Origin of the sequence: Burkholderia sp. LA-2-3-30-S1-D2 (assembly GCF_001523915.2) — a bacterium.
Lineage (GTDB): Bacteria > Pseudomonadota > Gammaproteobacteria > Burkholderiales > Burkholderiaceae > Burkholderia > Burkholderia diffusa.
Genome location: NZ_CP013383.1, coordinates 2,703,111 through 2,709,855, shown reverse-complemented (window position 1 = coordinate 2,709,855; position 6,745 = coordinate 2,703,111). Strand labels below are relative to the sequence as shown.

The 6,745-nt window shown below is 61.6% G+C and carries 5 protein-coding genes; 2 read left to right on the top strand and 3 right to left on the bottom strand.

Going from position 1 to position 6,745, the window contains the following annotated elements; translation table 11 throughout:
* Window positions 1-1,822 precede the first annotated feature (1,822 nt).
* On the top strand, window positions 1,823-3,004 hold the full coding sequence (locus WS66_RS12555; protein WP_059604602.1) for a DNA-binding protein: 1,182 nt from the start codon (window positions 1,823-1,825) through the stop codon (window positions 3,002-3,004).
* A gap of 139 nt (window positions 3,005-3,143) precedes the next feature.
* Here the strand turns inward: WS66_RS12555 and WS66_RS12550 are convergent, their stop codons facing one another.
* From WS66_RS12550 to WS66_RS12540, 3 genes are all read right to left on the bottom strand, one after another.
* The gene (locus WS66_RS12550) at window positions 3,144-4,157 is read right to left on the bottom strand and encodes a tyrosine-type recombinase/integrase (protein WP_059604599.1); all 1,014 of its coding nucleotides are present in this window, start codon (window positions 4,155-4,157) and stop codon (window positions 3,144-3,146) included.
* Window positions 4,158-4,259: 102 nt separating this feature from the next.
* On the bottom strand, window positions 4,260-4,637 hold the full coding sequence (locus WS66_RS12545; protein ID WP_059604597.1) for a DUF2471 family protein: 378 nt from the start codon (window positions 4,635-4,637) through the stop codon (window positions 4,260-4,262).
* A gap of 130 nt (window positions 4,638-4,767) precedes the next feature.
* The gene (locus tag WS66_RS12540) at window positions 4,768-5,379 is read right to left on the bottom strand and encodes a helix-turn-helix domain-containing protein (RefSeq protein WP_040138960.1); all 612 of its coding nucleotides are present in this window, start codon (window positions 5,377-5,379) and stop codon (window positions 4,768-4,770) included.
* A 161-nt stretch (window positions 5,380-5,540) separates the two neighbouring features.
* On the opposite strand from WS66_RS12540, the gene WS66_RS12535 reads away from it, so the two are divergent.
* Window positions 5,541-6,740 carry a glycine C-acetyltransferase gene (locus WS66_RS12535; RefSeq protein ID WP_059604594.1) on the top strand — a complete coding sequence of 400 codons (1,200 nt, stop codon included), beginning with the start codon at window positions 5,541-5,543 and terminating at the stop codon, window positions 6,738-6,740.
* Window positions 6,741-6,745: the final 5 nt, after the last annotated feature.

Sequence of the window (6,745 nt, the reverse complement as noted above, 5' to 3'; positions counted from 1 at the left end):
GCGTCAGGTCGGAGGAGAAGTTTCACGGAAGGATAGCGCCTGTGGTGATATGCGTCCAGAACGACATGCTCACCATAGCCGGTGAAGCGCACGTGCAAAAGGGCACTCACCCCAACCCTCTCCCGAAAACCCTCACCGGTCCGGATTTAAAGCGTTTCGGACTCGTCCAGACGTGTCGCGGGATGCGCGGATTCACAGATTTTTGCCTGTGCTCGATACGTGCGAAATTTGCTCCCGTATCGGCTCACCTTTCGATTTGTCGTAATTTTACGACTGCACTTCCGGGTCCTCGTCACAGGGTCGCCACTGGCTGTCACGGCATCGAGCGGACGGACCTGCAACGCCCTGTATGCATGTACAGGCTCGACTGACGGGGCGATCGCGACCGCGATCGGTGTCCGGAAACCCGCGCCGAAGAGGGACTCCGCGACGTCGATCGAAACCGTTTCAACGGCCCGGGCGCGCATTGTACAGCGCACAGAAACCATTCAGTCCCGAAAATTCTCACCGTATCGGTTCGAAATTCTGTGACCCTGATATCGACGAATCCCCGACACACGCGGGATCAGCAGCCAGAGGCTCCCGAAAAACCTCACCTTGACGACAAAAACGGCATTCCAACGGACGCGGAAGCAACTCCCGAAAAATCTCACCGTAACCGCCGCGGTATCAAAAATGTCAATGACATCCGATACTTATGTACGTCAGGCGTTCCGCTGTGTCCGGCGACCATCTCCCGAAAAACCTCACCTTTACGGTGTTCGGGCGGATGCGGCAGCCGTGTGCCGATTCCCGAAAAATCTCACCTGTGCCAAAAAGTGGCACAGGGAAAATCAGATTTCCGCCAGTCCCGGTGGGCTTTTCAGCGAATTCGCCCCGCTCCGGATCCCGGAAAGCCTCACCTTTGACCAATTCTTGAGCAAATAGCGCTCCTGAAAAACCTCACCTGTAAGACATCCGACGGCCTGTGATCCATGCCCCGAAAAAGCTCACCTTATCGGCATTCGGGCAGGAAAACCCGGATTTCGCTCCCGAAAAGCCTCACCTTTTGGGCCTCACAGGCTCCACAGGGCACTTTTGCTGTGCAAAATGACGGTCGATTCCCGGAAATCCTCACAGCAAATCCCTGTGGAGTCCCGTGAAACCTCACCTTTCCCGAAAACTGCCCAAAAGATGGGCAGAATGGGGGCGCGAAGAAGGTCCCGCAAATGCTCACCTATGTCTGCACAGGCAGAAAACTGTGCGTTCAGGCACAGCATGGGTTCCGTGGCTGTGTGGCCCCGAAAAACCTCACCTTTGGGAAATCTCGTGTTTCACTGTGATCCCGAATCCGCTCACGACCTTTCCTGCATCGGCTCACGCAGATCCCCGAATCCCATCACTTCAGCTCCCGCAGAAGATCACCTTGGTTCCCGTAAAGCTTCACCTTGTCGGCCGGAAAGCCTTGCTACATAAGGCTGTGCCGCGGCGTTAACGTTTTTAACTAAGGGTTCAAGGGTGTTTACTTCTAATACTCTCAAGACATCCGTCATCGAGTTTTCCACAGAGACCCCAACCCCAGAACACCGGCCGGCTACGATGACGCCCGGCATGTGAAACAAATGCACTTTTTCGGGGCCTACTCGAAAACGCTTTCAGAACAAAGACTTGCCTTGTTTTCTTCGCTTTGTTTCACGGAATCGAAGTGCTGGTTCGTCCGGATTGGCTCACAGCCCAGATTTCTGTGCACAGCGATGTAAATTCACCACGCTGCGCGAAAACGAGTATCAAAAAATACGTATTTCGTTATGATCACAACATGTCAATGTCTGTGAGTCCTCCCATGACCCTGGATGAAATGCGTGGAGTCATCCGAGAAGAACTGGAATCGCTCCGTGCGAGCGGCGCGCGCCGCCAGGAGTTGTCGCTGCATGCGTGCAAGCGGTTGTTCTTCGATCTCGGTATCCGACCATCGGCTGCCAACGTTCGCGACCTGACCCAGACCGGCAGCGCCAGCGACATTCCGAAGGACATCGATCATTTCTGGGAACGAATCCGTTCCGCCTCGAAAATCCGGCTCGACGGTGCGGCGATCCCGAAAGCGGTCGAGGAAAAGGCAGGCTCATTGCTTGGCGCGCTATATGAAGAGGCGTTGAAAGCGGCCAGGGAAAGCCTCGATGTCGATCGCGAACAGGTTCGCGCCTGCATGGCCGATGCGGAACAGCGGCTGCGCGACGCCACGGTTCGCCAGGAAACCCTAGAGGGCGCACTGACGCGCAGCGAAACCCGCAACGAGCAACTGCAGGCGCGTGTGACCGAGCTCGAGGTGCAGCTGGCCTCGCAATCGACGCACGGTTCGGCAAACGAGGCGACGCTGCTCACCACAGTCGCGCGACTTGAAAAGGAACTGGCTGTCATGGCTGCCCGCGTCGACGCGGAGCAGACGCAGAACGCGACGCTGCGCGACCGCATCGACACGCTCCAGGCCGAATTGCAGCAGCGCACCGAACACTATGCGCAGCAGATCAAGGATGCCGTGGCCGAAGCCGAGCGCCGCGTCAAACCAATGCTGGTCGAGCTGGACTCGCTGCGCAGCATGGCGTCGAGCTACCAGAGCGGCCTGCGCGACGTGCAGCGCATGGAATTCGATTTTCTTCAGCAGCTGAGTTCGGCCAAGGCCCGCGCGGACCGGCTCGAGGAACAGCTGCGCACCCAGAGCGACGAATTGGACCGTGCGACACGCGACGTGAATACGCTGCGCGCGAGCCGCGGGATGAATCCGGAGGTTTCCGCGCTGATCCGGCGCTTGGCCGATGCAGGTCAGCTCGATGCGGATGCGTTTTCCGCGATCGGGACGTCACTGGACCACGAGATTCCGGTGCCGACCCAGTGCCCGCACTGCGACGGCGAACCGGAATTGTCGCAGGGCGACGACGGGTTCGAAGTGTCTTGCCCCGAATGCGAACATGCGTCGGGGCCCTGGCCTTCCCGATTCGAAGCGGTCGCGCGCTTTACGCGCGACTGACGTGTCGCCCGGCACAGGGATCGCACAGGTGAGGAGATTCGGGACGCGTGAGGTGAGGTTTTACGGGAGCTGTGAAACGGTGAGGCTACGCCGCACAAGGCTGCTCACGGATCATGCCGCGTGAGCAGCCGGCTCGGCATCAGTGAGTTTCGTCCTGCTCGGACGCGTCACCATTCGCGAGATCATCGCGCCAGTTTTTCCATGCGCGATGAAGGCGGTTCGACGAGATCGGCCGCATGAAGCCGAGCCATTTGCCGACCCGCTCGGGTGGCACGTCGTGCTCGAACAGTTCGGCAGCGTAAGTGTTGCGCAGCGTTTGCGGGCTCGCGCGCGCGGTGCGTGACGACGTGAGCCCCGCGGATTCAACGATTGCATCGATCGCGCGCAGCATCGTCGCCTTGTGCATCGGCCGCCCGGCGTGCGATGCCGGAAACACGAGCTCGCCCGGAATCTCCTGGCGCTTGCGTTCCACGAGCCATGCTTCGAGCAACGCGATCGCGAACGAGGCCAGATGGGTTTCGCGCGCGAAATCGGGATGTGTCGACGGGATCTGCAGCGACGTTCCGCTTGCATTGATGCAACTAATCGTAAGCGCGCGTGCTTCGCCGGTTTTCACGCCGGCCCCGAGAAATGCGGCGACGAGCGCGCGGTCTCGCCGCTCCTTCCAGTATGCGGAGCCAGATACGCCAATCGGCGAAAACAGGTAGGCCAGCAACTTCGCGCGTTCGGCCGGTGTCAGGAAACCGGTCGGCTCGTTGTCGCGTGCCTGACGCCAATCCGCTTCGCCATCCTGAGCAATGAAGCGGGCCGGGTTGGTGGACGCGAGCTCGGTGCGCCGGATGTGGTCGAGCACGCGTTCGATCAGCCTCAAATAGCGCATTCGCTGCGTTTTCCGTATGGGAAGCTCGCTGACGAAATTCGCGATCGTTGCGGTATCGACCGTGGCCAGGTTTTTCTGATGTGCACGTAGCCACGCGAGAAAGGCGCCCCATTGTGCGCGGTAGACGTCGGCCGACGAACGGCGGTAGTCCTGCATGGCAAGCCATGCGTCGAACGCGGCTTCGGGCGAGATGATCCAGTCGGACGCACCACGGTCGAACAGATCCTTTTCTTCCGGGCGTGCGGGCGTGTCGGAGGGTGTGGGAAGGGACATGTTGTTTATTCCGTTAGTTGCGTATATGGTAGCCCTATCCGCAACGTGGCGGGCGGCAGGATGCAGGAGCCGGCCGCCGTGCCGAACGGCCAGGGCCTGATGTCAGTCACCCCACGCCTTGGATGGGCGATGAATGCGCTCGCTGGGTGCCGCTTCCTGCGATCTGGCCGCCGCTTCGTACGCGAGAACCGCGAACGAGAAGACAGCGGGTAGCGCATTCGATCGTCCGAAATCGATCGGATCATCCGTTTCGGGAAAAGTCATGTCCGACGGCCGTTCGAACAGCTGGCGCATGCCGGCTTCGTGCCGACTGGCAAACCCGAGATCCGCGAGTGCCTCGGCTTCGATGGCGTGCAGCAGGCGCCACGACAGCGGGACGCGCTGATGGATGTAGCGCCCGGCTATATGGCGCACAATCAACTCGAGGTCGTGCGCGGCAGCCTTGAAGCTGAGCGCGGCCAAATCTTGTTCTTCTGTCATCGCAGGCTCCTGTCGACCGGAGCGGGCGCCTCGGTGCGGCGGCCCCGGCCAATGCATGGCGGAATGTCCGTATACTGTACAAACATACAGTATTTTCCGCAACTGGCCTTTCGGCCAGCTATTCGCATCGTCAGCGATGAATCACGATCAGTAGTGCGCGCGCTTCCGCCTTGCCGGGATTGCGGATGGCGTGAGGCGTGTCGGCCGGGTAGCGCGCGGTATCGCCCGCTTTCAGGCGTCGGCTCGCCGCCGCGGCTTCGATTTCCATCGCGCCCTGGAGCACGGTGAGGTGCTCGCGCGTGCCGGGTTCGTGCGCGTTCGACACGAGCGCGCCGCCGCCCGGCAGCGTCAGTTCATACCACTCGAACTTGCCGGCCAGGTCGATCGGGCCCCATACGCGCAATTGATAGCGGCCGTCGTGGCCGGCGAGCGTCGGGATGTCGTGTGGGCCATCCACGCGGATCGTCTCCGGCGCTTTCGGCTGCGAGAACAGCTCGTCGAGCGTGATGCCGAGCGCATTCGTGAGCCGCCATGCGACCGCGATCGTCGGATTGGCCTTGTCGCGCTCGATCTCGGAGAGCATCGACTTCGATACGCCGGCTGCGCGCGACAGGTCGTCGAGGGTCAGCTTGCGCTCGTTGCGCAGTCGCTGGATTTGCTCGCCGACGCGCGGCGGCGTCACGCCCGGCGGCTGCGGTGCGGCGCCGGCAGGCGTGCGCCGCGACGCGGAGGAACTTGCCATTTGGTTTCCGTTCGCTTAGAGTTGTTCGGTATTTCGAATTCTAGTTCGGAATATCGGATAAATGCGGTCAACCGAACGACCGACTATAACAGTAGCAGGCCGTTGCGCAGCCGCCACGAGCGGCGCGCGGCGGATTGCGAATCCCTGTCAGGAGCTTTGCGATGCGTGATGCCTTTCTCGCCCAGGTGCGCGGGACGCTCGACCAGATCCGCGCGGACGGTTTTTACAAGACCGAGCGCGAGATCGCGAGTCCCCAAGCGGCGGCCGTGCGGCTCGCCAGCGGTGCCGGCGTGCTGAATTTCTGCGCGAACAACTATCTCGGTCTGGCGAACGATCGGCGCCTGATCGCCGCGGCGCAGGCAGGTCTCGACCAGGACGGCTTCGGCATGGCGTCGGTGCGCTTCATCTGCGGCACGCAAACCGTGCACAAGCAACTCGAAAGCGCGTTGGCGTCGTTTCTCGGCACGGAAGACAGCATCCTCTATTCGAGCTGCTTCGATGCGAACGGCGGCCTGTTCGAGACGCTGCTCGACGAGAACGACGCAGTGATCAGCGACGAGCTGAACCACGCGAGCATCATCGACGGTATCCGCCTCTGCAAGGCGAAGCGTTTCCGTTACAAGAACAACGATCTCTCCGATCTCGAGGCGAAGCTGAAGGAAGCCGACGCAGCGGGCGCGCGCCACAAGCTGATCGCGACCGATGGCGTGTTCTCGATGGACGGCATCATCGCCGACCTGAAAGGCATCTGTGACCTCGCCGATCGTTACGGCGCGCTCGTGATGGTCGACGATTCGCACGCGGTCGGCTTCATCGGCGCGCATGGTCGCGGCACGCCCGAGCACTGCGGCGTCGATGGTCGCATCGACATCATTACCGGCACGCTCGGCAAGGCGTTGGGCGGCGCATCGGGCGGCTATGTCGCGGCCCGCCGCGAGGTCGTCGAATTGCTGCGCCAGCGTTCGCGTCCGTACCTGTTCTCGAACACGCTGACGCCGAGCATTGCCGCGGCGTCGCTGAAGGTGCTGGAACTGCTCGGCAGCGACGAAGGGGCGAAGCTGCGCGAACGTGTGCGCGAGAACGGCGTGCGTTTCCGCGAGCAGATGACCGCCGCGGGTTTCACGCTCGTGCCCGGTGCGCATCCGATCATCCCGGTGATGCTCGGCGACGCGCAGCTTGCAACCAACATGGCCGACAAGTTGCTCGAAGAAGGCGTCTACGTGATCGGCTTCTCGTTCCCGGTCGTGCCGCGCGGTCGCGCACGCATCCGCACGCAGATGAGCGCCGCGCATACGCCTGAACAGATCGATCAGACGGTCGCCGCGTTCGTGCGCGTCGGCAAGTCGCTCGGCATCGTCTGACGGAG

What these genes read in the sequence shown, in the direction of transcription:
- WS66_RS12555 (WP_059604602.1), top strand. Translation starts at nt 1,823, where the DNA reads ATGACCCTGGATGAAATGCGTGGAGTCATCCGAGAAGAACTGGAATCG.
- WS66_RS12550 (WP_059604599.1), bottom strand. Translation starts at nt 4,157, where the DNA reads ATGTCCCTTCCCACACCCTCCGACACGCCCGCACGCCCGGAAGAAAAG.
- WS66_RS12545 (WP_059604597.1), bottom strand. Translation starts at nt 4,637, where the DNA reads ATGACAGAAGAACAAGATTTGGCCGCGCTCAGCTTCAAGGCTGCCGCG.
- WS66_RS12540 (WP_040138960.1), bottom strand. Translation starts at nt 5,379, where the DNA reads ATGGCAAGTTCCTCCGCGTCGCGGCGCACGCCTGCCGGCGCCGCACCG.
- WS66_RS12535 (WP_059604594.1), top strand. Translation starts at nt 5,541, where the DNA reads ATGCGTGATGCCTTTCTCGCCCAGGTGCGCGGGACGCTCGACCAGATC.